This window comes from Pseudomonas sp. StFLB209, from assembly GCF_000829415.1.
Classification (GTDB): Bacteria; Pseudomonadota; Gammaproteobacteria; order Pseudomonadales; family Pseudomonadaceae; genus Aquipseudomonas.
The window spans coordinates 3,802,477-3,826,964 of the sequence record NZ_AP014637.1 but is presented as its reverse complement, the minus strand read 5'-3'; the positions used below and the strand labels follow the sequence as shown (position 1 = coordinate 3,826,964).

Annotated in this window: 19 protein-coding genes and 2 pseudogenes; 5 read left to right on the top strand and 16 right to left on the bottom strand. The window is 60.1% G+C overall.

Translation table 11 applies throughout. From position 1 onward, the window contains the following. Window positions 1-189: 189 nt before the first annotated feature. The 3 genes from feaR to PSCI_RS17150 all read right to left on the bottom strand — a co-directional run bounded on the left by feaR (window position 190) and on the right by PSCI_RS17150 (window position 3,323). Window positions 190-1,152, bottom strand: a complete 963-nt coding sequence (feaR, locus tag PSCI_RS17160; protein ID WP_045489267.1) for a transcriptional regulator FeaR — start codon at window positions 1,150-1,152, stop codon at window positions 190-192. A gap of 112 nt (window positions 1,153-1,264) precedes the next feature. Next, a complete protein-coding gene (locus PSCI_RS17155; RefSeq protein WP_045489264.1) occupies window positions 1,265-1,843 on the bottom strand; it encodes a DUF3156 family protein in 579 nt (192 codons plus the stop codon). Continuing rightward, window positions 1,824-3,323 (bottom strand): APC family permease, encoded by a 1,500-nt coding sequence (locus tag PSCI_RS17150; protein WP_045489261.1) that lies wholly within the window; start codon window positions 3,321-3,323, stop codon window positions 1,824-1,826. The genes PSCI_RS17155 and PSCI_RS17150 overlap by 20 nt, the downstream gene beginning before the upstream one ends. A gap of 300 nt (window positions 3,324-3,623) precedes the next feature. On the opposite strand from PSCI_RS17150, the gene PSCI_RS17145 reads away from it, so the two are divergent. Then, window positions 3,624-4,946, top strand: a complete 1,323-nt coding sequence (locus PSCI_RS17145; protein WP_045489258.1) for an alginate export family protein — start codon at window positions 3,624-3,626, stop codon at window positions 4,944-4,946. A 209-nt stretch (window positions 4,947-5,155) separates the two neighbouring features. On the opposite strand, the pseudogene PSCI_RS30220 reads toward PSCI_RS17145, so the two are convergent. The 4 genes and pseudogenes from PSCI_RS30220 to PSCI_RS17130 form a co-directional block, all read right to left on the bottom strand. Further along, window positions 5,156-5,419, bottom strand: a pseudogene (locus PSCI_RS30220) (methyl-accepting chemotaxis protein); the annotation flags it as partial. Next, window positions 5,396-6,022 (bottom strand): annotated as a pseudogene (locus PSCI_RS29995) (PAS domain-containing protein); the annotation flags it as partial. The pseudogenes PSCI_RS29995 and PSCI_RS30220, both read right to left, overlap by 24 nt. Window positions 6,023-6,231: 209 nt before the next feature. Then, entirely contained in the window at window positions 6,232-7,182 is a 951-nt protein-coding gene (locus PSCI_RS17135; RefSeq protein ID WP_045489252.1) for a p-hydroxyphenylacetate 3-hydroxylase reductase component, read from the bottom strand. A gap of 94 nt (window positions 7,183-7,276) precedes the next feature. Then, complete coding sequence (locus tag PSCI_RS17130) at window positions 7,277-8,446, bottom strand: p-hydroxyphenylacetate 3-hydroxylase oxygenase component (RefSeq protein WP_045489249.1); 1,170 nt, start codon at window positions 8,444-8,446, stop codon at window positions 7,277-7,279. Window positions 8,447-8,754: 308 nt separating this feature from the next. Here PSCI_RS17130 and PSCI_RS17125 point away from each other — a divergent pair, with 308 nt between their 5' ends. Further along, complete coding sequence (locus PSCI_RS17125; RefSeq protein WP_045489246.1) at window positions 8,755-10,242, top strand: aldehyde dehydrogenase family protein; 1,488 nt, start codon at window positions 8,755-8,757, stop codon at window positions 10,240-10,242. Window positions 10,243-10,387: 145 nt separating this feature from the next. Next, window positions 10,388-10,873: an Hcp family type VI secretion system effector gene (locus PSCI_RS17120; RefSeq protein WP_045489244.1), complete on the top strand. Its 486-nt coding sequence runs from the start codon at window positions 10,388-10,390 to the stop codon at window positions 10,871-10,873. 61 nt (window positions 10,874-10,934) lie between these two features. Here the strand turns inward: PSCI_RS17120 and PSCI_RS17115 are convergent, their stop codons facing one another. Further along, the gene (locus PSCI_RS17115) at window positions 10,935-12,500 is read right to left on the bottom strand and encodes a methyl-accepting chemotaxis protein (protein ID WP_045489242.1); all 1,566 of its coding nucleotides are present in this window, start codon (window positions 12,498-12,500) and stop codon (window positions 10,935-10,937) included. A 530-nt stretch (window positions 12,501-13,030) separates the two neighbouring features. Here PSCI_RS17115 and PSCI_RS17110 point away from each other — a divergent pair. Continuing rightward, window positions 13,031-13,615, top strand: coding sequence for a hypothetical protein (locus tag PSCI_RS17110; RefSeq protein ID WP_045489240.1), 585 nt, complete (start codon window positions 13,031-13,033; stop codon window positions 13,613-13,615). 13 nt (window positions 13,616-13,628) lie between these two features. Here PSCI_RS17110 and PSCI_RS17105 read toward each other — a convergent pair whose 3' ends face one another. Continuing rightward, the gene (locus tag PSCI_RS17105; protein ID WP_045489237.1) at window positions 13,629-14,690 is read right to left on the bottom strand and encodes an RNA-guided endonuclease InsQ/TnpB family protein; all 1,062 of its coding nucleotides are present in this window, start codon (window positions 14,688-14,690) and stop codon (window positions 13,629-13,631) included. 329 nt (window positions 14,691-15,019) lie between these two features. Here PSCI_RS17105 and PSCI_RS17100 point away from each other — a divergent pair, with 329 nt between their 5' ends. Next, window positions 15,020-16,108 carry a diguanylate cyclase gene (locus PSCI_RS17100; protein ID WP_045489234.1) on the top strand — a complete coding sequence of 363 codons (1,089 nt, stop codon included), beginning with the start codon at window positions 15,020-15,022 and terminating at the stop codon, window positions 16,106-16,108. Here the strand turns inward: PSCI_RS17100 and PSCI_RS17095 are convergent. The 7 genes from PSCI_RS17095 to PSCI_RS17065 all read right to left on the bottom strand — a co-directional run bounded on the left by PSCI_RS17095 (window position 16,084) and on the right by PSCI_RS17065 (window position 24,297). After that, window positions 16,084-16,809 carry a hypothetical protein gene (locus PSCI_RS17095; RefSeq protein ID WP_052483413.1) on the bottom strand — a complete coding sequence of 242 codons (726 nt, stop codon included), beginning with the start codon at window positions 16,807-16,809 and terminating at the stop codon, window positions 16,084-16,086. The genes PSCI_RS17100 and PSCI_RS17095 overlap by 25 nt on opposite strands. A 350-nt stretch (window positions 16,810-17,159) precedes the next feature. Further along, the gene (locus tag PSCI_RS17090; RefSeq protein WP_045489231.1) at window positions 17,160-17,381 is read right to left on the bottom strand and encodes a response regulator transcription factor; all 222 of its coding nucleotides are present in this window, start codon (window positions 17,379-17,381) and stop codon (window positions 17,160-17,162) included. Between the two features lie 327 nt (window positions 17,382-17,708). Beyond that, window positions 17,709-18,206, bottom strand: a complete 498-nt coding sequence (locus tag PSCI_RS17085; RefSeq protein ID WP_045489228.1) for a VOC family protein — start codon at window positions 18,204-18,206, stop codon at window positions 17,709-17,711. Between the two features lie 27 nt (window positions 18,207-18,233). Then, window positions 18,234-18,680: a YybH family protein gene (locus tag PSCI_RS17080; protein ID WP_045489225.1), complete on the bottom strand. Its 447-nt coding sequence runs from the start codon at window positions 18,678-18,680 to the stop codon at window positions 18,234-18,236. 104 nt (window positions 18,681-18,784) lie between these two features. Next, complete coding sequence (locus tag PSCI_RS17075) at window positions 18,785-20,095, bottom strand: MFS transporter (protein WP_045489222.1); 1,311 nt, start codon at window positions 20,093-20,095, stop codon at window positions 18,785-18,787. Between the two features lie 119 nt (window positions 20,096-20,214). Then, window positions 20,215-21,834: a methyl-accepting chemotaxis protein gene (locus tag PSCI_RS17070; protein ID WP_045489220.1), complete on the bottom strand. Its 1,620-nt coding sequence runs from the start codon at window positions 21,832-21,834 to the stop codon at window positions 20,215-20,217. A 300-nt stretch (window positions 21,835-22,134) separates the two neighbouring features. Then, entirely contained in the window at window positions 22,135-24,297 is a 2,163-nt protein-coding gene (locus tag PSCI_RS17065; RefSeq protein WP_045489218.1) for a TonB-dependent siderophore receptor, read from the bottom strand. Window positions 24,298-24,488 lie beyond the last annotated feature (191 nt).

Sequence of the window (24,488 nt, the reverse complement as noted above, 5' to 3'; positions counted from 1 at the left end):
TATTGTAGTGGCTCACGCCAGTAATGCCGGTGGGGACCATACGGAGCTACGCCGAGTCCCGGCATGGCCCCCACCCCTCCCATACAGCCTACCGACACCTAAATCTACCTATCGATAGGAAGGATAACTGGCCACTATAAAAACCTTCTCGCAAAGAGGCAAACGCTCCAGGTTATGGGTTGTACTGCTTCACGCCGCGCCAGCCGCATGGGTCAGGCTGACACTGCGGAAATCCTTGGGCGACTGTTCAAACTGCTTCTTGAATGAGCGGCTGAAATGCGCCGAGTCGGTGAAGCCCCATTTGTAGGCAATGGTGGTGATCGATTCGCTGCGCAGGAAAGGATTGGCCAGGTCTTCGGCACTGCGTTTGAGCCGTGCACGCTGAATGTAACGGCACACACTGTCGCCTTCATCTTCGAACAAGCGATACAGATGCCGCACCGAGATGTTCAGGCGCCCCGCCAGCACCGCCGGGTTCAGGCCAGGCTGGCCCAGCGATTCGTCGATCAGCTTCTGCACACAACTGCGCAGGTTGACACTGCCTGACGCGCTCAAGTCGGTACAGGCCTCATCGCTGTGTTCCAGCGCCGATGGCAGCAGCGAGATCAGTGCATTCTGCAAGCCGTGCTCATCGGTTGCGACGGCCTCGTCATCGCGGGTGTCCTTGCAAATCTGATCCATCAACACATGCAGCATGCGCCCGCAGGTCTTGGCGGCAGATACCTTGCCGAAGGCCAGCCGCTGGTTTTTCAGCCCCTTGAGTACATCCTGGCGCGGCAAGGATAGCGAGGCGTGTTCGATCAGGCCGAACGGGGTAATTTCACAGTAGCCGCTCGAGTCCATCAGCAACATGTCGCCCGGCGCCAGCTTGATGCTGATGCCGTGCTGGGTGATCTGTGAATAGCCACTGCGCTGGCTGACCAGAAAACAGTCCTGGTCGTTGTCCAGGTCGGCATTGCCGGCCTGACGGACGATATTGCCAGCGTTGGTGCGCAGGCTGGCCAACTCCAGACCGGAGCGTGTCCAGGTGCAGATCTCACCGATGAACAGTGAGCGATTGAACGCCAGGTCAGTCTCGAAGCGGCCACAGATGGCGCGCAGTCGGGTATTCCATTGTTCAAGGGCATTGCGGGCGATTTGATCAGTGTTCATACCTGCCTCCACGATGAATCTTGTTGTTATGCGCTTATTGATAACATGTTAATAATAAGCACACAACTTCACTTGAATCGCTCATGTATAGGCAGGATACGTGCCAGTCGACCTAGATCTCGCGCAAGACGCGGGACAAGGCATTCAGCGCCGCGAACAGGCTGGTTTTTTGTTCTGCGCTGATAGCGATATAGCGACGAAACGCAGGCATGCGGTTGACCACTTCACTGCCGCCCATATGCTCCAGACGCACCGTCCACTGGCCGTCAGCGGCCTCCAGAAGCAGACGTTTGAAATCCAGCGGCATCAAGGCCTCACGCAGCGGCTGATCCAGCTCCAGTGCCTGACGCAGCGTAGCGAGTGCTGCGCTATCACCACCCCGGCGCCGGCAACGCAAGCCGCTGCGGCGGATCGAACCGGTATGGTGCAGCTCATAACGCCCGGCGCACTGATTTGCGCCCGGCACCTGCAGCACAAACTCACTCATCACCAGGTGCATCAGCAATTGCGACTCGGTGCGCTCGCGCACCTCAACCATCAGGCCATCGAGGCTCACTCGCGCCAGGCGCGGCTCAAGCTGCTGCCAGCCGCTGAGCGCCAGGTTGCGCCGCAGGCACTCAAGCGTCACGCCCGGCCGGTAACCGGCCGGATCACGCGGGGCGGTCAGGCCATCAAACAGTCTTGAAAGCATCACGGGCTGCAGCCTCCGGGTGAATGCCTGGTTCGTTGGCGAACTCTTTGGCCAGTACGTCTTCGACCCTGGCTGGCTTGAATGGATGGACCTTCTGTATCACCAGCGTCCAGAACAATGCATAGGCGGCAGTGCCCGCGAGCATGATGCCGAACGGTACGTAGATATCTGCAGGATTCATCCCGGGTGGGGTGATAAACCACATGCCCAGCAGGATGCCGACACTGGAGACGATCTGCGGCAACGGGAACAGCGGCGAGCGATAGGCGCGCGGCAGGTCCGGGCGGCGGATACGCAGGCTGACCACCGACAGGGTCACCAGCAGATAAGCCGTGCTCCAGGCACACACCGCCGCCAGCACCAGGTTGATAATGTTGTCGGTGTTACCGCCCAGATACCAGGCATGCACGCAGGGGATCAGCATCGCGACCAGAATGCACAACAGCGGCGTCTTGAAACGCGGGCTCAGGTAGGTGAACACCTTGGGCAACGCACCGTCGACCGCCATGCCATAGATGATTCGCGGCACGCCGGCCATCAGCGTGTTGATGGTCGCCGCACCGGCGAACAGAAAACCGATACCCAGCCAGATCGGGCCGATATCGCCCATTACCTGCTCGGCGAATTTCGGGATGGCCATGGGTGTGTCGAGCAAGTGCACGCCGGTAGCGGCGTCCAGCACCACGTTCTCCACCTGGCGCTTCATCGCAGCGCCGTAGATGAACATGCAGCTCGCCACGCCCAGCAATCCCAGGATCATCGCCTTGGGCATGACCTGAGCCGAACGGCGCAAGTCCGGCGCCAGCGGGGTGACGAACTCGCAGCCGACGAACATGAACATCGCCATGCCCACCAGCGACAGAATGGTCACCAGGTCAGTACCGACCAGCGACGCACCGAACAGCCCGTCGAGCTGCACCGCCGGCGCGGCGATCAGGCCCAGCACACCGAAGGTCATCAGGGTCACCCACATCCCGAAAGTCAGGATGATCTCGGCCTTGCCGAACGCACTGACGCCAAAGGCATTGAGGATACCCAGCACCACCACGAACCCTACGCCCAGCAACCAGGAACCGCCGGCCGATTCGGCCAGGGTATTGAGGTGCTCGAAATTCACCAACGCCATGACCCCGGCCAGGATGGTCTCGGCGGTGCCGGCAAAAACGTGGACGATCAGGTAAGCCGCCAATGTGCCCATAATGGCGAAAAAGCGTCCCAGACCGCAGTTGATGTAGTCATATACGGAGCCTGTGGTCGGCAGGATTGAGGCCGCCTCGGCAAAGGTGGTGGCCTGCGCCAGCATCATGATCACCGCCAGGATCATGGCCAGGGCAAAGGCGCTGCCGCCGATGCCGAAGCCCATGGTCGCGGTGAGAATCACCGGGCTTGCCATGATCAGGCCGATGGTACTGGCCAGCGCGGTGGGAAACCCCACTGTGCCGCGATTCAGATGCTCAGTGAGCTGTTGGTTGAGTGACATGCTGGACCCCTGCTGTTCTAGTCGTTCGATCAGGCAATGCAAACAATCGCCGGCAAGTATTGCGCCACTCCCCTGTCAAGCGATGCCAGCCGACGATCGCCGCACTGCGCCATGCAATCACTGTGCGCCGGCCCTCCTTCAACGTCTTGCCCATGGCTGACGGCGATTTTGTTGCAGCCTGCCAGCATCGAGGCCATGGCGGACAGATACAAATGGCTGGCACGCTCGGCAAAGACCTGCCGCCTTGCAATACCCCTAACTGATGGCAACCCACGTCCATTAGAAAAAAGGGGCAACACCATGGAGCGCTTTACCCGACGTAATACCCTGGCTCTGGTCATCGGCCTGAGCAGCCTGCTCGGCGTCAGTCAGAGCCAGGCCATCGAACTGTACAGCGATGAAGACACCCAACTAACGGGTAACTTCCTCGCCGTCTACGGCCACTTCAACAGCCGCAAGAACTACGACGGCACGCCAGGCGGTTCGACCTGGCGCGAGGGGTTCATCAAATACGGGCTGAGCGCCAGCCAGGGCCTGGCGGGTTTTGGCAGCCTGTATGGCACCGCAAACCTGGTCAGTTCAGCCACTTGGGGCGACGGCGATGCGGCCGGCTACACCAATGGCAGTGAGCGCACGACAAAATTCGACGAAGCCTTTGCCGGCTGGAAGTCCGGTGACCTGTTTCCAGTGCTGGGCAAGGATGGTGTCGATCTGTCATGGGGACGCCAGGTCATTACCCTGGGAGACGGTTTCATCATCAACGACGACGGTATCAACCTGGGTAAAGGTATCGCTGACGGTGACATGAACCGCGGCGGCGCCTACTATCTGGCCGCCCGTCACGCCTTCGACAAAACGGCAGTATTGCGCCTGGGCGGCAAGGATGGCCTGCATGGCAGCCTGTTGTGGTTCAAGTCCGATAACCGTGCCCAGGCCAATACCGAACTGGCCGCCGCGACCCTGGAATACAGCGCTGCGCCAGGCACCCTGGGCCTGACCTGGATCCACGGTCTGGGCGTCGACAAGCAATACGCCAGTGACTTTCAGCGCCAGCGTGACGGCATGAACATCTACAGCCTGCGTGGCGCCGGTAATGCAGGCATCGACAACGCACACTTCTCGTTCGAATACGCCAGGCAAACCAAGGACGCAGGTCACGAGCAAGCCTGGTACACCGAGGCCGGCTACACCTTCGCCGATCTGCCCTGGAGCCCGGACCTGAGCTACCGCTACAGCCGCTACTCCGAGGGTTGGGACTCGATGTTCAATGGCCAGAACCGTGGCTTTGGCACCTGGTTCCAGGGTGAGGTCACCGCCAACTATGCCGGCCCCTTCAACAGCAACACCGCCATTCACCATCTGGGCCTGAAGGTCAAGCCGCTGGACAACCTGACCATCGGCGCCCTGTTCTTTGACTACCGGACCTTGCACACCGGCCAGGCGCTCAACCTCGATGGCCGCGAAGCCGACCTGTATGTCGAATGGGCGGTCAATGATCACCTGATCATCACCCCGCTGGTCGGCCTGTACAAACCGCGCAAGGATCAGGACAACGGCGGAAACCAGGTCGGTGGCAACGGCACCAACGTCTACAGCCAGCTGATTGTCGCGGTCCCGTTCTGATAGCCAGCAGCGAGCTTGTGGTTAATGCTGATCAGTCAAGGCCGACGCGATCCTTGTCGGACCTTGGTCTGGTCGGCAGATTGACGAAGGCGGCGTGAGATCCACTGCGAATGTGCTGGTTTCATCGCCGCTTTCGCGAGCAACCGGAACGCCGACCGGCTGCTACTGAACACTCCTGCAGCTAGCCCCTAACGCCGCGCATCACGCACCAGCATGGTCTGGATCTGCTGGGTCGCGTGGCGGGTGCTTTCGGCCAGCTTCTTGACCTCATCGGCGACCACCGCAAAGCCGCGGCCCACCTCACCGGCACGGGCCGCTTCAATCGCTGCATTGAGGGCCAGCAGGTTGGTCTGTTCGGCAATCCCCTTGATCACCCCGACCACCGTGGAAATCTGCGCGTAAGTCGCCTGGTTCTGCTCCAGCATCTGCGCGTGACTGGCCTGGGCCGAACGCTCGTCGCTGATATCGCGCACCGCGCCCATCACCCGTTGCAGCACACCGCGCTCGTCACGGATCGCCCGGCCCCGCTCGCGGCACCAGATATAGCCACGGGTCTTGTGCCGCATGCGGTACTCGAACACATACTCTCCGCTGCCTGCGGGCATGACGATCTCACGTTCAAAGATCGCCATGATTGCCGCCAGGTCATCCGGATGAGTGATACCGACCTGGGCATCCCAGCCATCAGGCAACTCGTTGGCGGCATAGCCCATCAAGGCCCGAAACGGGTCAGAGATGCGCATGAAGCTGGCCGGATCGTCAATCCGCCCATGCGCCACGCGAATGTCCCAGAAGCCTTCAGTGAGGGTCGACTGCAACAGCTCCCAGACCCGCTGCTCCTGATGATGCTGATGCAAGCGTTCATGCAACTGCTGGTTGCTGTCTTCAAGCGCCTTGAGCTGTGGCAACAGCCGCTGCTGCTCAAGCTCGGCCGCCGCCAACGCATTGCGCAGCTGGCTCAGACGTTCCTCGACGTCGGCCTGCGCGCTGGCTTGTTGCTGCTCACGGGCACGCCACTGAGCGTGTAACGCCGCAACTGCCTGCAGGTTTTGCTGCACCAGAGGAAAGCGCTGCATCACGCCTGGTGCCACGGGCTGTCCATTGCCCAACTGTTGCAAGGCCTGGTTAAGTTCATCGACCCATTTGTTGTTATTGAAAAACATCAGACACCCCGGACGTGAGAGACACCCGTTGCCATCAGGCCTTGAATCGCCGGGGTTCGCATGTGCCAGGCTGCCAGGCGATTTGCATCACCCTGCCAGCCAGCCCCCACCCCCCCAGTTGCTCAGCCGCGAATCACCGCCTGCAACACCGCCTTGAAGGTCGCGATCTGTTCAGCGCTGAACGCACCAAATACCTTGTCCTGCTGCTCGCGGGCAATGCTCCACAGGCCCTCGGTTTCATCCACGCCGCTGGCGGTCAGGCAAACCCGCTCGTCACGATCACAGACCAGCCCCTTGCGGCGCAGATTGGCAACGGCTTCGTCGATTTCCAGGGCCGGCATCGCGACCTCTCGTTGCAGGTCATTGAGGCTCAGGCCGGCATCGTTTTCCAGCACCATCAGCATCCGCGCCTCACTGGTGCGCAGGCCGGTAGACAACTGGCGAGGCTGGTAGCCGGCCTGATACGCACGCAAGGCCTGAGTCATCAGGTAATACAGGTTGTGCTGCAGACGGCCCTGAAAGTGACTGCTCGGCGCCTGGCCCTCTTCACGCCTGGTCATCCGGGTATGTGGCAGCACCATCGAGTAGGCACCCTGATGGTAGAGCAGCGGTGAACGGCCAAAATCATCGAAGGCCACCACCTTGCCGATCAGAATCCAGTGGTCGCCGCCGTCGATCTGCTGATACTTCTGGCAATCGAAACGCGCCGAGCAATCGAGCAACAACGGTGAACCACCGACACCCGGCTCATGGGCGATACCGGCAAAGCGGTCGTCGCGTGGCCGGGCGAAGTTGTTGGACAGCTCGATCTGATCCGCAGCCAGAATATTGACCGCAAAATGGGTGGCCTCGGCAAACACCTCATGGCTGGTCGAGCGTTTGTCCAGACTCCAGAGAATCAGCGCCGGGTCCAGCGACACCGAGTTAAAGCTATTGGCCGTCACCCCGACCTTGTGACCCGCAGCGGTGGCGGCGGTGACCACCGTCACACCGGTGGCGAAATTACCCAGCGCCCGGCGAAATGCACGGGGGTCCAGAGCAGGGTTAACGGCAATTGCGCTTGGTTCAGACATGCAAGACTCCCGGACAGCCGCCAGCGGCTGCCCTGATTCGAATAAGGTTATCGGGCGCATCAGGCAGCCTCGGCTGCCGATATCACAGGGTCCGTCAGACCATGCTTGGGTCCGGCTCCAGGCCCATCAACTCGCGACCGAGGATCTGCGCGCAGACGTCGTAGTCGGTGTAGGCATGCGCACCGGTCATGTGCGAGTCACGGAACAGTCGCTGCATCTCGTTGCTTTCGAACCAGGCCGTGCCGCCGGCCGCAGCGAACAGTCGATCCACGGCCTCAATGCACATCTTCACCACATAGCCCTGGTTGGTACGCCAGTACGCCAGCGTGTCGCGGGACGGGTACTCATGGCGCTCACCGTGCTCAGCGTGGTCCTGCCAGGTTTTTTCCAGAAAGGCCCGCGCCGCCGCCACTTGATGGGTCGACTCGGCCAGGCGCATCAGCGCCGGGGTCGCGGCCCCTACCGCCGCACCGGTGTAGGCACGCACACGGTTGCGAGTCTTGTCGCGAAAGACCTCAAGCATACGCTCGGCAATTCCCAGGCTGACCGTCGAGAAGCCACTGGCAAAATACGGGCGATAGGGCGCATAGAAAATCTTGCTGTCCGGGTACAGGCCGAACCCGGCCGACTTGCCTTCCATCATGTCCTTGGCTTTCTGGATGCGGTGCTCAGGCACAAACACGTTGTCGATCACCAGAGTCTTGGTGCCGCTGCCTTTCATGCCGGCGGCGTACCAGTCGTCACGGATCTGATAATCGCTGCGCGGCAACACGGCAAAGCAGTAATCCTGGCCGCCTTCGGCGTTCTGACGACGGAAACCGACAATCGCCCACTCGGCGTGATCGCTGCCGCTGCTCCAGCCCATTTCACCACTGAACAGCACGCCACCATCGGTTTCAGTGGTGCGGCCAAACGGCGCAATACTGCTGCTGGCGGTGGCATCAGGATTAGCCCCCCAGATCTCTTCCTGCAAGCGGGCCGGAAACAGCGCCAATTGGTGACTGTGCGTGCACAGCAGGCTCATGGCCCAGGCGGTGCTGGCACAGGCGCCGGCCAGCAAGGCGATGCAGTCGCCGAACTGCGGCAGGGAAATTTCCAGCCCACCATAAGGACGGGGCTGAAAGGCCCGATGCAGGCCAATGCTTTTGAGCAGGGCGATATTTTCGGCGGGCACCATCCGGTCTTTTTCTGCCTGAGCGGCATTGGCCGCAATGGCCGGCAGGATCGCACGCAGGTCTTCAAGCAGGGGATTTGGCTTTTTCATGAGGGGGCTCTGCTTATTATTGGACATTTTCCAGCGGCCTGACCCAGCACTGATGACCCTCGGGTCAAAGGCCGGTCAGCCGAACACAGCGCCAGTATGGGTCTGGCGTCGGATGCGGAAAATGCACCTTCCAGATGGAAGATTGTACTTTTCATAGCCGGCCCACTGCTCAAGCCACCCAGTCGCTGGCACGCACAGACAAGCGCTGGTCAGCCCTGATCAAGCGTGTTTGACCGCACCTGGTTACCCTCAGGCAATACGCGTGGTTCACGCTTTTTTCTGCCCGTTTTCTGCCTGAGGTACTGCTCGTGTCCGACATTCAACTGCTCCCCCAGGTCCGTGCCTTTCTGGACCGCGACCATGGCCTGTTCATCGACGGGCGCCCCCAGCCATCTCAGGGCAACGGACGGATCGAGGTGGTCAGCCCGGCCAATGCCCAGGTCATCGCGCGGGTCAGCGATGCCGTCGAGGCCGATGTGGATGCTGCGGTCGCTTCGGCTCGTCAGGGTTTCAAGGTCTGGTCACAGACCGCCCCGGCCGTGCGCAGCGCCGTGTTGCTCAAACTGGCCGACCTGCTGGAGCAACACGGTGAGGAGCTTGCCCAACTGGAAACCTTGCAGTCAGGCAAGATCATTCAGATATCCCGCGCTTTTGAAGTGGGCCAGGCCGCGCACTTCCTGCGTTACTTTGCCGGTTGGGCAACCAAAATCACCGGTCAGACCATCACCCCGTCGCTGCCTTCGTTCAACGGCGAGCAATACACCGCCTACACCCTGCGTCAGCCGGTGGGCGTGGTGGTCGGTATCGTGCCGTGGAATTTCTCGACGATGATCGCCATCTGGAAGCTGGCGTCAGCCCTGACCACCGGCTGCAGCGTGATCATCAAACCCAGCGAGTTCACGCCACTGACCATTCTGCGCATCGCCGAGCTGGGTATTGAAGCCGGTCTGCCGGCCGGCGCACTCAACGTAGTGACCGGCCTGGGCAAGGTCGGCCAGGCGCTGATCGAACATCCCGGCACCGACAAAGTATCGTTCACCGGCTCCGTGCCCACCGGCATCGCCGTGGGCAAAACAGCGCTGGGCGCCAACCTGACCCGCGCGACGCTGGAGCTGGGCGGCAAGAACTCGGTGGGGTTTCTGGCCGATGTCGACATCGACAAAGCGGTCAACGGCGCCATCGAAGCGGGCTTTTTACACTCAGGGCAAATCTGCGCCGCCGGTGAACGTTTCTTTGCTCCGCGCCAACGCATCGATGAGTTGATGGACAAACTCAGCCAGCGCCTGGCCGCGCTGAAAGTGGGCTCGCCGCTGGATGAAAGCACTGAATTCGGCCCGGTGACCAACCGCATTCACCAACAGAAGCTGGGCCAGTTCTTCGACCGCGCCCGCGCAGAAAACTGCACCATTGTCCACGGCGGACGCTTGATCGAACGCGAAGGCTTTTATGTAGAGCCGACCGTGATCCTCGCCAACTCGCTGAGCGACACCCTGTTGAGCGAAGAAACCTTCGGCCCGATCGCCACGTTCCTTGCGTACGACGATGAGGAGCAGTTGCTGGAGCTGATGAACAGCACCCCATACGGTCTGAGCGCCAGCCTGTGGACCAACGATCTGGGCAAGGCCATGCGCATGGTGCCACGCATTGAGGCCGGCACCGTATGGGTGAACATGCACACCCTGCTCGACCCGGCCGTTCCCTTTGGCGGAATCAAGGCTTCCGGCATCGGCCGCGAATTTGGCTCGGCATTTATCGATGACTACACCGAGCTTAAATCAGTGATGATTCGCTACTGAGCAAGACCTGAAGCGGCGGATGCTGAACCGTCAGTATCCGCAGGCTGTTCTTGCCTGCTAAAACAACTGCAATTTCGGAAACGTCCTACATATCGCCGGGGAGCCAAAAAATACACTGCCCCTCCATTTATCAAGGAGGGCGACCATGGCCAACTGCGGTTACATGACCATCAAGAGCGACAAGCAAGGCTTCATGTCCAATGGCTGCTGCACACCGGAGTCGCTGGGCGGCAAAAACCAGACCAGCCACGCCGACCAGATCATGGTGCTGGCCTTCACCCACAACATGGCCAACCTCGACAACGCCCGCCACGCCACACACCAACCGGTGTACATCACCAAGCACGTCGACAAATCAACCCCGCTGTTGAGCCAGGCGCTGGCCAATCGAGACCAGATCGATTGCATGATCGACTTCTACCGCACCTCCTCGCGCGGTACCCAGGAGAAGTTCTACACCGTCGAGATTCGCGGCGGACTGATTCGTGAGCTGACCCAGGACATGCCTCATGCACTGCTGCACAGCGACGGTCAGCCGCAGGAGCATCTGGCAATCAGTTACCGCGACATTATCTGGACCCATCATGCGGGGAGCACCAACGGCTATGCGTCGTGGATCGCGGATCAATAACAGCTGCGCCAAGGACCGCCTGTGAACCGGGAGGCCGCAAGACCTCCCCTCACTCATGACCTCAACGACTGAACCGCTCCGCCAGACTGTGCAGGTACTGGGCCATTTCTTCGAGCTCACGGCTGATCGCAGACCCTTGCTGCGCCTGGTCTGCACTCTGGTCACACAGTTGCGCGATGCGGGTGATCTGCTGGCTGATGTTCTCGGCCACATGGCTCTGCTCTTCCGACGCCGAGGCCATTTGCTGGCTCATGCCGGTAATCCGTGTGACAGCCTTGCTGATGCCGTCCAGAGCTTGCTGGACGGCCTCGACGCTGGCCACGCTTTCCTGGGAGTTCTGCTCGCCGCGGCTGGCGGTGGCGACGGCGCGGTCGGCACCATCACGCAACGAGGTGATGATCTTCTGGATTTCCTCGGTGGACGATTGAGTACGTGACGCCAGCGAACGCACCTCGTCCGCAACCACGGCAAAGCCCCTGCCCTGTTCGCCGGCACGAGCCGCCTCGATCGCAGCGTTGAGGGCCAGCAGGTTGGTCTGTTGGGCAATCGAGGTAATCACGTCCACCACACTGCCGATCGATTGCGTTGCACCCGCCAGCTCGCCAACGGCGTGGCCGATTTCATTGACCGAGTTGGCCATGTGCCGGATCGCCAGCAGGCTTTCGTCGGCCAGGTTGCGACCCTGCTGGGCCAGTTTGTCAGCCTCTTCAGCGGCGTGGGCAGTGCTCTGCACGTTGTGCGTGACTTCCTGGATCGTCGCGGCCATCTGGTTGATCGCCGTGGCCGACTGTTCGGTTTCGTTACGTTGCTGATCCAGAGAGCGTGCCTGTTGCACCGACAATTGCGCCGACTGCCCGGCACGCGACTTGACCCCCTCGCCGGTGTCCACCAGCCGGGTCAGAGCCGTTTGCAGGCGGGCCTCTTCACTGATCATCGCCAGGTCCAGTTGCGCTTGCGGGCCGCGGTTATCACTGTAGGTCAGGGCGACCAGCGCGCTGGTGAACGCCTTGGGGTGTTCATCGAGGGTTTTCTGCAGACCACGCCGGTGACGAATCTCCAGATAGCCACCCAGCCCCACCAGCACCGCCAATAACAAGAACACGAACGGCGTGTCCTCGAGCAAGTAGGTACCCACAGCCAGAATCAGGGTGGCTACAACCATCGGTAACTGGCGGCTGAGGTGGTAAATCGCACTACCGGTTCTCGACACGGCCGGCTTTCCAGCCCTCAGGCGGGCATACAGTGCTTCAGCACGGCGCACCTGATCGCGGGTTGGCAGCGAGCGTACCGATTCATAACCAATGATGCGGCCGTTTTCATACACCGCCGTGACGTAGGCACTCACCCAATAAAAATCGCCGTTCTTGGAACGATTCTTGACCACCCCCATCCAAGGTTTACCCTGCTTGATGGTTTCCCACATATGGCCAAACACCGATGGGGGCATATCGGGGTGGCGTACCAGGTTATGCGGCTGGCCGATCAACTCTTCACGGGTAAAGCCGCTCATGGCGACAAACGCGTCGTTACAGTAGGTAATGTGGCTGCTTAGATCGGTGGTGGAGATCAAACGCTCGTTGGCAGAAAAGGTTCTTTCATTTTGGGTAACCGGCATGTTCAAACGCATCGACTGCAACCTCTTCTGATAACTGCAAAGATCCAGGCATACCTGAACTTACTGCACGACAATCGTTGCGATTGAGTCATGCGGCATTGAAAGCACGCTATGTAAGGGTTTAGCACATCCTGTTGCGTCAGGAGACACTGCCTCAGAGGGACCCTGAAGGTTGGCAATGCCCGACAGGCGCTGGCAATTTCTCGCCCCATCGCACCTGAAATCCAAGCGTAGCGAAGAAAAACCGAGGAGCAAGTCGACAATTACCGACTTGCCAACGACTCATCATCATGGTCATGGATGGCATTTTGCAAGCATACCTGAAACATTTGTTTTCAGAACATTCAAACGCTTGAATTAATGGAAATTTCCATTCTTTATCGGCCTTGCACAAATAGCCCAGAGGCAGCATTGCTGCTGCGACACTTTGCCAGCCATCAGCGACACTCCCGGCTATCAAGGCTGCGAAAACCTGTCAGTGGCCGCCTGCAGGTTCCTCAGGCACACTGCCGACCTGCCCCTTGAATTGCTCAGGTTTTGTCATGTTCGCTGCCCACCGTACCTGCACGCTGCTTGCCCTGTTGCTCAGTGTCACACTGCTGCCCATGAATGCCCAGGCCGAGTCGCGCACCAAACCGGCCAAGAGCGAGACCCGTCAGCCAGTATCGCTGCTCGGCGGCAAGCTGGCCTTTAACCTGCCGGCCACCTACAAGAAAAGCGAGATGCAGGAAGTCGATGCCAAGGCCATCGCTGAAGGTATCAGTGGCGCGATGTACACCGACGAAGCCAACCGGCGGGTATTGATCGTGACCGAAACCCCGAACCCGGTGACTGACCAAGCCACTGATAACGACAGCCAGGTGCTCGATGAACTGAGCAGCGCAGCGCTGAGCCAGCAAAGCAACAGCTTTCATGACTTTCAGAAACAGGGCGAGCAACGCGTGCTCAAGAAAAATGGCCTGGGCGTGCGCCAGCTTGATGCCTACGCCACGCTCGGCGGTGGCAAGGTCCTGACCAGCACCCTGGTGGCGGCGTCCGGCAAGCGCTCGGCAGTACTTACCGTGATTTCCAGCGCCAAGGATCCGAAGGGTCATGCCGACACGCTAAAAACGGTGATCGGCAATTGACATCCTCCCCGTCCTAAAGGGCGGGGATTCCCACAACTGGACGCTCATGCCCGAGCGCGAGAATGTTCTTTGCGGCGTTGACGTCGCGGTCGTGGGTGGCACCACACCCACAACAAGTCCATTCCCTTATTCCAAGCCCTGCGATACCTCTCGGCCTCGAGTCCGGCAATTGCTTGCAGCTCGAACAGGTTTGGGTGGTGTTTCTCTCGCTAACAACCTTGAAAACCGTGCCTGCGTGATCGCATTTGTATTCCAGCATGGTTTTCAATTGACCCCAGCCGGCGTCCAGCACCGACTTGGCCATCCTGGTTTTCGCGAGTTTCAGTGAGTTCACATCACCCACCACAATGACGCCACAACGCGCTACCAGCGCGTTGCTGAACTTATGCAGGGTATCCTTGCGACGGTTCGCAATTTTGGCGTGAATCGCCCGTACACGGGCCTTCTTGCCGGCCCGCTGGGCCGTGCCCAGGGCGCTTTCCAGATCCCGGTAGAACCTGCCGCTTTCAAGGCGATCACCGTCGCTGCAGGTGGCCGTGGTTTTCAGTCCGAGGTCGATACCCACCGCGTCCTGGCCTGGCGATAACTGGCGGTCGACCTCGACCACGACGTTGAAATACCAGCGTCCACGGCTGTCCTCGTTGAAGCTACCGGATCTGAATTTAAAGCCCGCCAGGCCGTAGCTGTCCCAGACCTTGAAGTGCTGCTTGTTGAAGACGACCTGGCCGTTTTTCCAGACAGCAGCGCCGGCCTTGAGGGGCACCCAGCCCAGGCTGCGCCGAGCGCCGCCCGAGCAGCGCCAGCGGAGCTGGCGCTTTTTGAACTGCTTGCGCCGTATGACATATTCGTCGGCAACAGCCTGCACCGATTGGCTGTGCAGTCCCAGGTCTTTGCCGGCCCCGTTGGTGTACTTGTGAATGTCGAACGCCGACAGAAAACGACCACGCTCACGAATCAAGCGACTACTCAACTCGTTTACGTAGTTCCACACAAAATTCACAGCGCGAGACGCTTCACGCAACTGCGCTGCATGCTTGTCTCGCACTCGAATCTTGAGGGTTTTGGTCGCTTTCATTTCAGTCATGAAACACAGAATAGGGGCGGTTTTTGGGGTTTTAACCCCTATGACCGCTTCGCGGTGGCGCTTTCATCCCCCACCTGAAGGAAGGGGCTTTTCGCGTCAGCTTGGTAACAACGACCGTGGCAGCCAACGGCCAGGCAGTTGCTGTGAATGCCATGGCGCAGGGTGTTGATGACAACCGAAGACGGCGACTGTCTGTTCGTCCAATAGTTCAACAATAATGGCATATCGCTCTTCCCTTGCCTTGATCGAACAGCGAAAATCCGCGCTTGGTCAAGGCGTTCGCTTTTGACCGGGCAGCAAGCGATTACCGGTAAGAAGTGATGCCACACCACGATGGGGAACAGAACGGCCGAGGCCTGTCCTTTGCCAAACGCATTTATTTGCCACGCACCATCGGCCTGAGTGTCGGATCGGTTTGCGTGGCGGTCGCGCTGTACCCGTTGCCGTGGATGCACTGGATCTGGGCCATGCTGGTGATGCATGCCTGGGTCTGGCCACACCTGGCTTACCAGCGCGCCCGACGCAGTAGCAACCCCTACAAGGCCGAACTGCAGAACATGCTCGGCGACTCGTTTGCCGGCGGTATCTGGGTGGCGCTGATGGGCTTCAGTGCGCTGCCGAGCGTCGCCATACTGGCCATGATGGCCATGCAGAATATCGCCGCCAACGGCCTGCGCCTGCTTTGGCAAGGCTTACTGGCCAATTTGCTGGGCGCTGTGCTGGGCTTTGTCCTGTTTACCCCGCAAATCCAGCTGGCCAGCACGCCCGAGGAAATCTACGCCTGCCTGCCATTGCTGGTGATCTATCCTGCGTTCATCGGCTGGATGGGCTACAAGGTGGCGCTCAAGCTCAGCGAGCACAAACACGTACTCAGCCGTTTGAGCCGCACCGACAGCCTGACCGGGCTGATCAACCATGGCACCTGGAAAGACCTCCTGCAGGTGGAGTTCACCCGCAGCCAGACGCTCAATCGCGCCTGCTGTGTGGCATTGATCGACATTGATCACTTCAAGACCATCAATGACCGGTACGGGCATATCGTCGGCGACTCGGTGCTCAAGGCGCTGAGCCAGGCATTGCGTGACAACATCCGCGCCAGCGACCTGGCAGGTCGCTATGGCGGTGACGAGCTCTGTGTAATCCTGCCCAATACCGACCTCGATCTGGCGGTGGGTATTCTGGAACGTCTGCGTCAGATCGTCGAAAACCAGGTCGATGCACTGCTGCCTGAACTCAGAATCAGCCTGAGCATCGGTGTTGCGCCCTATGAACAGCACATCGTCGATGCCGCGAGCTGGCTCAATGAAGCCGACAAGGCGCTATACGGCGCCAAGAGCACCGGGCGCAACCGGGTCGTCAGTGCGCCGTGCACCCGCGCTGATTTTCAGGGCCTGGCTCTCGGCGTCTGACGCACCCCGAGCTTTTTCAGCAGGGTCGCCGTACTGTAGCGGGCCACCATCACACTGAGCGGCTGACTGAGCGTCAAATCGCCATACAGCTGCAGTTCACGCTCCAGATGCTGTTGCTGCGATGCACGGTAATTATCCGGGTAAACGCAACGCTCGACCGGCAGCAAGGCATCATGATGTTCCAGCAAGCCCTGGAAGACTACGCGCCGCTCCACACTCTTGCGGGTGGTGTCGATCAGCCGGGTGAAAAACTGGCTGTCGAGCTGGCGCAGGGTCAGCAGCGCGGCGTAGCGCTCGATCAGGGTGTAGCCAGCAGTGTCGTCGTACACCAGGCAACACAGCCGTTCGCGGCTCATCGCCCGAAAAGGATTGGGCGACACGTTACGCCAGCGATGATGGCCCATGACGAAGCACAGTGCCTTGTCAGCCTGAGTGCGCAGTTCGCGGTTGGCCAGGGCCGCCACGTCTTCGAGCAGGGGCGCCAACCGCCCCATTTCTTCCAGCTCCCGGACCAACAGCGCAAACAACCCTCTGGGGCCCAACAGACAGTCATGCAACTGGACGAGATGGACGGACGACAGCATGGCCTGCTGTCGTGCCAGCGCTGCATAGGCCAGTCGGCAATCGGCCTCGGACATCATCACCGTTTGCCGGTCCGCTTGTTCATTTTGTTCAGAGCGGTACTCACAACATGCTGCCATTGAATGGACTCCTTATCCGGGCACCTCTAAAAACGACCCGCGTTGCCATCGCTGCGCTGGCTACTTCGCCCAGGTTTTTAGAGGTACCCTATCGTTATCAGGGTGGCTGACCTTTGTCTGCCGACTTTTCTTACACGCTCCACAGGCTTTTCTGCACAACAACTTTAAGACTTCAGGCAAGAGCAGTCTTTTTGATAGGCACAGAACAACACTGACTCATAAGTGGAGCCTGCTTGCCTGTGATGCCGCCTCGCTCCCCACGAGCATGCAGCAATCAAACAGTGGCAATACAAGCATGAAGGCAATTATGTAATGTTCGCCGACGAAAACAATCCGACAGATGTAGGGGGTCAGTTCAGTGGAGCCCATAAATGACAGGCAATAAGTTGGGTACGGCTTTTTACCCGGCTCTTGCGCAGCAACGACGAGACATGGTCGCGTACGGTATAGCCGCTGATGCTGAGCTGCTCGGCGATTTCCTTGTTGGTTCGTCCTTGCAGCAGCAACCCGAGAACCTGTCGTTCCCTGCTGGTCATGCACATGGAGGTTCCTCTCGTTATTACATGATTCATGACGGAGCGCGTAGGACGCTTCTTGCTTTGACTATTTTCATCCAGCGATTCACGCGGTAAATGACAGAGGCAGATATTTCACGGCCTGCACCTGCCGACCCGATAAAAAACGAAGAGAATTCGCTTTAAGTTAACGAAGTAGAAAACTCCTACAAACCTTAAAGACATATATAACCCCTCCAAAACTTAAATCCCACACAACCAACTATCCAGCCCACAGCGATACGCCCATCAAAGAAACTGATGGCAATACGGCTACAAAAACGAATCAGGCGCAAGATAAACTTGCGCCTGGCTAATTACAATCAGCTGTTACAATTGGATCCGTCAAAGCTCCCGGTCATGCCCCTGAAACAGCCGCTGGGCACGGGCCTTGATTTCCTCGGCGCTGACGTCTTCCTTGTGGCTGGAAATGAACCACAGATGGCCAAAGGGATCGCACAACGTGAACGACCGGTCACCATAGAACTGATCCTTGAGGCCGCTCACCACCACCACGTCCTCCTCGTCGGTAACCAGCTCATAGGTCAAATCCACATTCTCCACATAGAGATGCAGGCCTACCGTGGCCTTGTGCGAACAATCAGCGGTTGGCGTCAGCACCGGACTGCTCAGAGCACCCTCATCGCAGGGTTCCGACAGCATGATGCGCGTATCCCCGATATACAGCTCGGCGTGGCCGACCCTGCCGTCGGGACGGTCCAGCCGGAACTCCTCACGGGCATTGAACGCTCGCTTATAGAAATCAATTGCAGCATTACCATCGTGCACGCCCAGGTAGACGGTGACGGTATGAAAGTCCTCGGGGATGGCTTTGATGCTCATTTGGTCTCTCCTCTGGCACAGGCCAGCTCAGGGTTGCAGGTCAAACAGCGCCTTGCCACTGGCCATATCAAAAGGCGCCGAGAAGTGCTCATGGACGATTTTCCAGCCATCGGGGGTGCGCAGGTAACCGGCGCTGCCACGCATCCATGACCCCTGGATGACGCCGTTGGCATCCGTGGCACCGCAGTGATTGAGCCAGTGAGCGAACGCCACGTTGCCCGCCCCCTGCACCACCAGATCACGTTGTTCGAACAGCATCTCGCCCGGGCACAGGTTCAGACAGTGTGCCCAGTGCTTGCTATAGGCATCGCGCCCTTTGAATTGCAGCTCGATGATGGCGTCGAAAGCGACCACATCGGGGTGGTATGCCGCCATGATCGCGTCGAGGTCTTTGTTGCGTACGGCCAGCGACCAGTTTTCCAGCAACGTGCGGATCTGGTCCGGGATGAGGGGGTCCTGATTCTCGATGTTCATGAAACAACTCCTGCCGGATCCGGCTCGGGTTCATGTACATCCAGCGTAGACGCTTGCAGTGAAAGCTGACAGCCGGTTGTTTGCCCGGCTGTCAGCCTGGAACATCACTTGCCCAGGCAGGGCTGGTCACAACCCAGATCGTGGCGGGCAGCAAACCAGGTAGCGGTCAGCAGGCCCACCGCGCCCATCACCAGGCAGTAGACCACGCAGACCCACGGGCTTACGGGCATCAGGCCGATCAACAGCAACGGCGTGACACTGGCCCACAATGCATAGGCGATGTTGTAGGTAAAAGAGATGCCCGAAACCCGGATGCGGGCCGGGAACAGCCCGACCATCACCGACGGCACGACCCCGACGATGCCACAGGCCAGGCCGGCCAGCGCATAGGCGATGCCAGGCGCCAGCCACTGCAGGATCAGGCTGGCGTACAGCATACCGATCCCCAGCGGCAGCAGCAGGCTGTACAGCAACACGCAGCGCCAGGCACCGATACGGTCGACCAGCATGCCGGCCAGCACACAACCGATGTTCAGGAACACAATGCCCCAGGCACTGAGGGCAAAGGTTTCACGGGCACTGAAGCCGAAACGCTGCTGCATCACCGTCGGGGTGATAACCACCAGCACCACCACCGCCGAGGTCAGCACACAGGTAAGCAGCGCCGCCGGCAGCAGCGACGCTCGATGCTCACGCAACACCTGGCCCAACGGCAGGCGCTGCATGTCTTCTTTCTGGGCATGCAAGGCCATGAATACCGGGGTTTCGCTGAGCCAGCGGCGCAGCCACACCCCCACTACACCGAATACGCCACCGAGCAGAAACGGAATACGCCAGGCGTAATCGAGGATTTCCTGCGGGGTATACACCCGCGCCAGCCAGGTCGCGGTCAGCGCGCCCAGTAGGTAACCGAAGGTCAGCCCGGCCTGCAGCACACCCAGCGCATAGCCGCGATGCCCGGCTGGCGCGTGCTCGGCGACAAACACCCAGGCACTCGGCACCTCGCCCCCCACCGCCGCGCCCTGCATCACCCGCAGCGCCAGCAACAGCAGCGGAGCCCAGAAACCGATTTGCGCGTAGGTGGGCATCAGACCGATGAGCAGACATGGCAGGGCCATCATCAGGATGCTCAGGCTGAATACCCGCTTGCGTCCCAGCCGATCGGCAAAGTGGGCCATCAGGATGCCGCCCAGCGGTCGCGCCAGATAGCCGGTGACGAAAATGCCGAAGCTTTGCAACAAGCGCAGCCACTCGGGCATGTCCGGCGGAAAGAACAGCTGGCTGAGGGTCAGGGCGAAGAATACGAATATGATGAAATCGTAGATCTCCAGAGCCCCGCCCAGTGCGGCAAGGCCCAGGGTCCGATAGTCAGCGCGGGAAAATGGCTTCGGACGTGGTCGTGCAGTGGCCGTCATGGGCACTCCCGGTATGTGACAGTTTGAAAGCGCGCGAAGAATAGCAAAAGTGCCCCATCAGAGCGCGCTACAAACTGCTACAGCACCGATAACCCGACGCTACGGGCAAAACCGTAAGATCATGCCGCCAGCCCGGCGATGACCTTGTTCAAGTCCAGTGACAGCGCATGCAGATCATCGCTGGAAGCCTGAGTGCGCTGGATATTGTCCTGGTTGACGGTCGCAATGGCACTGATTTGCGTGAGATTGCGCGAGATATCCTCGGCCACGGAGGTCTGCTCTTCAGCGGCCGTAGCGATCTGCCGGTTCATGTCGCGGATCGCTTCCACTGCCAAGGTGATGCGGTGCAGCGAATCGCTCGCCCGGGCGACCTGCTCGACACTTTCCTGGCTGCGCGCCTGGCCGTTTTCGATGGCTTGCGCAGCATTGATTGCGCCAGTCTGTACCGAGCTGATGATCTGATTGATCTCGGCAGTAGATGCCGCGGTGCGCTGAGCGAGGGTCCGTACCTCGTCAGCGACCACGGCAAAGCCACGGCCCTGCTCACCGGCGCGAGCGGCTTCGATGGCCGCGTTGAGCGCGAGCAGGTTGGTCTGTTCGGCAATGCTGCGAATCACCTCCAGGACCTTGCCAATCCGCTCGCTGTCACTCTCCAGGCGGCGAATCACCTCGGCCGTGTTAGCCACTTCGGTGCGCATCTGGTTGATCGTTTCAATGGTCGCGGCCATGACGTGCTCACCTTCCTGGGAACACCGGTCAGCGTCGTCGGCGGCATTGGCCGCTTCGGCGGCGTGGCGGGCAACTTGCTGGGCCGTCGCGGACATCTCGTGCATCGCGGTCGCCACCTGATCGGTGCGGTCAAATTGTTCTCGGGTGCCTTGCGCCATCACCGCGGCGATGGACTTGAGTTGGATGCTCGCGCCGTCCAGGTCCTGACTGTCCTGCTTGAGGCTGGTAATGGTCTGCGCAAGAAAATCGCGCAGCAGGTTGGCGGCCGTGGCCAGGCGGCCCAATTCGTCCTTGCGCTCGACACGGGCGCGTTCGGTGAACCTGCCTTCACTCAATTGCGCTACATAGTCGATGAGCTTGCGTACCGGGCCGGCAATATTGCGACTGACCATCCACTGGGTCACCAGGCCTACCAACAGCGCCGAGGCCAACATAATCAACACGCCCCAAAGGATCGTGCTGCTGGCGGCCTCGCTAAGGCTTTGCGACTGTTTCTGGCTGTGCTGGCGCAAGCTATCCACCAGCGCGCTCATTTGTTCACTGGCGGCCCGGTCCACGCCCTTGACCGCCAGATCCCCGGCGACCGGGTCGCCACCGGCGGCAATGAAGGCATCACGCCCCTTGCGATAGGCACTGCCCAGATTGCGATGCTCTTCACGTAAGCGCTCGACCTGGCTGCGGATACCGCTGTCGATAGACTGCCACTGAGCAAGCTGGCCAAGAATCAGTTGCACCTGACGTTCCTGAGCTTCGAACTGGTTCCAGTACTTGTCACGCTCGGCCGCGGCCTTGCCGCGCAGCAACACGTTTTTCCATTCCTGGACCTGAATCTTGAACTGCAGATTGGCCTCGTCGATAAGTTGCGACGCCCGCAACGGGCCATCCAGCAGACCGCGATAGTCGCGCACGTTATTCGACAATAGGTAAAAACAGGCCAGGGCAATCACCAGCAACAACGCCAGGCTGGCGCCAAGCAGGGTGAGGATCTGCAGCTTGAGAGATTTGTACATGTGGGCAGGCACTCGACAGCGTGAACTGCGTCAGCGATCAGCCTGCGCAGCATTGAATAATGCGCACCTCCCTGTGCTGGCGCAGTTAACCAGCCGAATATGACCAAAAGATGACAGCACAATGACATGAGCCATCCAGCAGTTGCCGCCTCGGCACTGTGACGTAACAGAAGCGGGAATCGTAGGAGCCGCTTCAGCGGCGAAGCATTCGCGGCTGAAGCCACTCCTACGAAACAAGCCTATATATCAATGAATTAAATACTGCCCGTGGCAGGCAGCTCTGCTGGCGACTGCAATGACTCAGAAATTGACCGTCGCGGACAATCGGGCGGTGCGGGGTGCGCCGGGGAACAGGTAGTCGTCGCCCAGGTACTCGCCCACATCACGCCAGTAGCGCTTGTCGAACAGGTTATCGACCGAGAGTCGCCAGACGGTGTCGTAGCCGCTCAGGCGGGTGCTGTAACGGCCGCCGACATTGAACAAGGCATAGTCGTTGACGTTGACCTGGCCCTGACGGTCAGCGAATTTGCTGGCGCTGTATTGCATGCCGCCAAGCAGCGCCAGGCCCGGGATCGGCAAGGCGTAGTCGGCCTGCAGGCTGGCGCGGTATTTGGGTACGTTCAGCGCCTGATGCCCCTCATAGGCCTCGGTGCCGCTGCCCTCGACCCGCGCCCTAATCGCCGCGACGCTGGCGGCAATCTGCAACCGCTCGGTGAGATGACCGGTGGCGCCCAGCTCAAGGCCAAGGTTCTTCTGCTGACCCTGCTCTACATAGGTGAAGGTGCCGTCGGCCTGCGGCTGCGAGTACTGATAGGCCTTACGAATCTGGAACAGCGCGGCAGTCAGGCTCATGCGCTGCAGGTCGTACTTGATCCCCGCTTCCAGTTGCCGCGACACACTCGGAGCGAGGATTTCACCGGCGTTGTTACTGAACCACGCCGCCGTGCCGCCCAGGCTCAGGCCTTTGCTGTAGCTGGTGTACAGCGACAGGTTTGCCAGTGGTTTATAGATCAGCGCGGCCTGCGGCAGGAACAACGAGCGCCGGGTATGGCGCAGGTCGCTGCCGTCTTCACGCCACGCCTGTTCGTTCAGATACACCTGGCGACCACCGGCCACCAGCTGCCAGTGGTCGTCGAAGCGAATCCGGTCGGTGAAGAACACCCCGTACTGGCGGCTGTCGAGGCGACGCTCAGTGTGTGGCAGCAGCTTGTCAGCCTGCGTCACCGTGTCCGGGGTCTGATTGATGTTACCGCTGCCAACCCACTCGTTGAATGTGCCACGGGTATCGACGGTGCGCCGCAAGGCACTGGTGCCGATGGTCAGCTCGTGCTCCAGCGAGCCAGTGGCAAAGCGCCCGGCCAGCGCCGCTTCAACCTCGTCGTTACGCCGGGTGTCATCGGGGCTGCGGAAATCGTAGATGTCGTAGTCGACTTCAGCGCTGAAGTAATTGGGCACTGCTTGCCCGGCGCAACTGGCAGCGCCATAGCACCCCCAGGCGAACGAGCTGTAGTCGTCAATCACCACCCGGCTGCGCGAGGCACTGAGGCTACCGGTCCAGCTCTCATTGAAGCGGTACTCGAAGCGCCCATTGAGGTTCAGCGAGTCGATGCCCACCGGGTTGGACCAGCTCTGATGGCCCAGCCGCTTGCGGGGCGACGCGTCATGCGGCAGCTCGCTGCCGCCGAGCAACTGATAGCCCGGCACCGAACGTTGCTCGCGAGTCTGATACTCCGCATCGAGTTGCAACGTGGCGCGCTCGTTGATGTTCCAGTCGAAGGCCAGTGAGGCGAAGTCGCGCTGGCCGTCAGCGTGTTCAACATATGAGCGAATATCTTCATGAGCCAGATTGGCGCGCAGGCCGAACTGCCGCTCGCTACCGAACCAGCCACCGACGTCAGTCGCAATGTAACGCTCACCGTGCTCATTGGTGGCGACGGTTACCGAACGCACATCGGCAGCGCGTTTGGTCTGATAGTTGATCACCCCACCCGGCTCGGCCACCCCACCTTGCAGACCGGAGACGCCCTTGAGCAACTCAACTTGCTGTTTATTCTCCAGCGCCACGTTCTGCTCGCCGGCAATGCTGCGGCCATTGATGCGATAACTGTTGCCGGCATTGAGCGAAAAGCCCCGGACCAGGAAGTTTTCGTAGTAGCCCACCGGCGCATAGGCTTCGCCCACCGAGGCGTCGTTGCGCAGCACTTCGCTGAGCAAGCGGGCCTGGCGATCCTCCAGCAACGCTTGAGTGAACACCGCAACCGAGGCAGGCGTATCGAGCAGCGGCGTATCAGCAGCGGCGGTAACGGCAGCGCGGCGGGCCTGGTAACCCTCGGCACCCGGCTGGTCAGCCACGTCCCTGATCTGCACAGCGTCAAGATTCACGGGCTCGGCAGCCTGCAACGCAGAGGCGACGGCCAGGCTCAGTGGCAGCAAGGGCCAGGCCAGTCGGTGTGGCGTACTCATGAAGGGGCAACTCCAGGATTGGGCGGGGGCGACTTTGTACGTTTATGGCGGAACTTTTACAACCCTGAGAGGCCGTCTTTTCAATAAACGAGTGCCCCCTCTCTGTCTTCAGGTTTTAAGGGTGAATTAAGTATGGGTGGTTAATCTGGCTTCAACAAAACAACTGAACCCCTCGGTTGTTAACCGCTCTA

Excerpts from the sequence above, each read along its gene's own strand:
- PSCI_RS17150 (WP_045489261.1), bottom strand. The coding sequence starts at position 3,323 with ATGTCACTCAACCAACAGCTCACTGAGCATCTGAATCGCGGCACAGTG.
- PSCI_RS17115 (WP_045489242.1), bottom strand. The coding sequence starts at position 12,500 with ATGCGTTTGAACATGCCGGTTACCCAAAATGAAAGAACCTTTTCTGCC.
- PSCI_RS17135 (WP_045489252.1), bottom strand. The coding sequence starts at position 7,182 with ATGTCTGAACCAAGCGCAATTGCCGTTAACCCTGCTCTGGACCCCCGT.
- PSCI_RS17070 (WP_045489220.1), bottom strand. The coding sequence starts at position 21,834 with ATGTACAAATCTCTCAAGCTGCAGATCCTCACCCTGCTTGGCGCCAGC.
- PSCI_RS17095 (WP_052483413.1), bottom strand. The coding sequence starts at position 16,809 with ATGGCAGCATGTTGTGAGTACCGCTCTGAACAAAATGAACAAGCGGAC.
- PSCI_RS17110 (WP_045489240.1), top strand. The coding sequence starts at position 13,031 with ATGTTCGCTGCCCACCGTACCTGCACGCTGCTTGCCCTGTTGCTCAGT.
- PSCI_RS17065 (WP_045489218.1), bottom strand. The coding sequence starts at position 24,297 with ATGAGTACGCCACACCGACTGGCCTGGCCCTTGCTGCCACTGAGCCTG.
- PSCI_RS17155 (WP_045489264.1), bottom strand. The coding sequence starts at position 1,843 with ATGCTTTCAAGACTGTTTGATGGCCTGACCGCCCCGCGTGATCCGGCC.
- PSCI_RS17090 (WP_045489231.1), bottom strand. The coding sequence starts at position 17,381 with ATGAATCATGTAATAACGAGAGGAACCTCCATGTGCATGACCAGCAGG.
- feaR (WP_045489267.1), bottom strand. The coding sequence starts at position 1,152 with ATGAACACTGATCAAATCGCCCGCAATGCCCTTGAACAATGGAATACC.
- PSCI_RS17130 (WP_045489249.1), bottom strand. The coding sequence starts at position 8,446 with ATGAAAAAGCCAAATCCCCTGCTTGAAGACCTGCGTGCGATCCTGCCG.
- PSCI_RS17080 (WP_045489225.1), bottom strand. The coding sequence starts at position 18,680 with ATGAACATCGAGAATCAGGACCCCCTCATCCCGGACCAGATCCGCACG.
- PSCI_RS17085 (WP_045489228.1), bottom strand. The coding sequence starts at position 18,206 with ATGAGCATCAAAGCCATCCCCGAGGACTTTCATACCGTCACCGTCTAC.
- PSCI_RS17145 (WP_045489258.1), top strand. The coding sequence starts at position 3,624 with ATGGAGCGCTTTACCCGACGTAATACCCTGGCTCTGGTCATCGGCCTG.
- PSCI_RS17120 (WP_045489244.1), top strand. The coding sequence starts at position 10,388 with ATGGCCAACTGCGGTTACATGACCATCAAGAGCGACAAGCAAGGCTTC.
- PSCI_RS17100 (WP_045489234.1), top strand. The coding sequence starts at position 15,020 with ATGCCACACCACGATGGGGAACAGAACGGCCGAGGCCTGTCCTTTGCC.
- PSCI_RS17075 (WP_045489222.1), bottom strand. The coding sequence starts at position 20,095 with ATGACGGCCACTGCACGACCACGTCCGAAGCCATTTTCCCGCGCTGAC.
- PSCI_RS17105 (WP_045489237.1), bottom strand. The coding sequence starts at position 14,690 with ATGAAAGCGACCAAAACCCTCAAGATTCGAGTGCGAGACAAGCATGCA.